This window comes from Thalassospira sp. UBA1131, assembly GCF_002311515.1.
Lineage (GTDB): Bacteria > Pseudomonadota > Alphaproteobacteria > Rhodospirillales > Thalassospiraceae > Thalassospira.
The window spans coordinates 137,162-138,332 of sequence record NZ_DCAO01000044.1; the positions used below are offsets into that span (position 1 = coordinate 137,162).

Genomic DNA, 1,171 nt, shown 5'->3' on the forward strand with positions numbered 1-1,171 from the left:
TCGACCTATGCCGCACGTTTCTATGAAGGCCGTTATGTTGCTGGTGTGATCGCCGGTAAAATGACCAAGTCGAACATCGTTGGCTATGTCGGTTCCTTCCCGATCCCGGAAGTTGTCCGTGGTATCAACTCCTTCATGATGGGCGCATGGTCGGTTAACCCGGACGTGCAGGTCAAAATCGTTTGGGCCAACACCTGGTATGATCCGGGCAAGGAAGGCGATGCTGCCAAGGCCCTGATTGACCAGGGTGCAGACATCATGGTTCAGCACACCGACAGCCCGGCACCGCTTCAGGTTGCTGAAAACCGTGGCGTTCTTGGTTTCGGTCAGGCTTCTGACATGATCAAGTTCGCACCGAAGGCACAGCTGACCGCGATCGTTGATAACTGGGACAGCTACTATGTTGCCCGCGCCAAGGCCGTTGCCGATGGCACCTGGGAATCCAAAGACACCTGGGGTGGTATCAACACCGGTATGGTCGAAATGGCACCGTACACCAACATGCCTGACGACGTGAAAGCCCTGGCAGAAGAAACTGCTGCCAAGATTGCTTCGGGTGAATTCCACCCGTTCACCGGCCCGATCTATGATCAGGCAGGCGAACTGCGCGTTGCAGAAGGCGAAGTTGCTGATGACGGCATGCTGCTTGGCATGGACTGGTACATCAAAGGCATCGATGCCGAACTGCCGAAATAAGTCGGATTTCCGATCCATCCGGATCGGTTAAATGACGAAGCCCCGTGCATTAGGTTGCGCGGGGCTTTTCTTGTGACGGTTTGTCAGGATGGCTTCTTGGGATTGGGTCGATTTGGTTCGTCTGACTTTTCATAGGCGATCATTTCGGTTTTTGGATGCCGCAGGGCATAGAGTGCTGCGCGCCAGCCATGCAGCTTGACCTTGTGTTCGCGGGTTTTACCGGCCCACTTGTCGCGGAAGCGTTCCATATCTTCACGGCGATTGAAATAGATCACCATATCGACAATCGGGGCATTCTGGTCGCCACGCGGGAGTTCGATGTTCCGAATGCCCATCGTCCAGTTCTTGCTCATGACATTGATGTCGAGCCAGTCCAGCACAGCTTGGGCGGAATGTTTCTCGTGAATAACGACACGATATGGAAAATTCCGAAGATCTTTCGACATCGGTGTGTCCCTGACGGTTCCCGTTTGCA

2 protein-coding genes are annotated in these 1,171 nt (G+C 54.3%); one reads left to right on the forward strand and one right to left on the reverse strand.

The features are described from left to right. Positions 1–696: BMP family ABC transporter substrate-binding protein (locus B3Z49_RS07395; protein WP_296989486.1), on the forward strand; the 696-nt coding region annotated here is incomplete at its 5' end. A gap of 83 nt (positions 697–779) precedes the next feature. On the opposite strand, the gene B3Z49_RS07400 is transcribed toward B3Z49_RS07395, so the two are convergent. After that, a complete protein-coding gene (locus B3Z49_RS07400) occupies positions 780–1,142 on the reverse strand; it encodes a hypothetical protein (RefSeq protein ID WP_296989488.1) in 363 nt (120 codons plus the stop codon). Positions 1,143–1,171 lie beyond the last annotated feature (29 nt).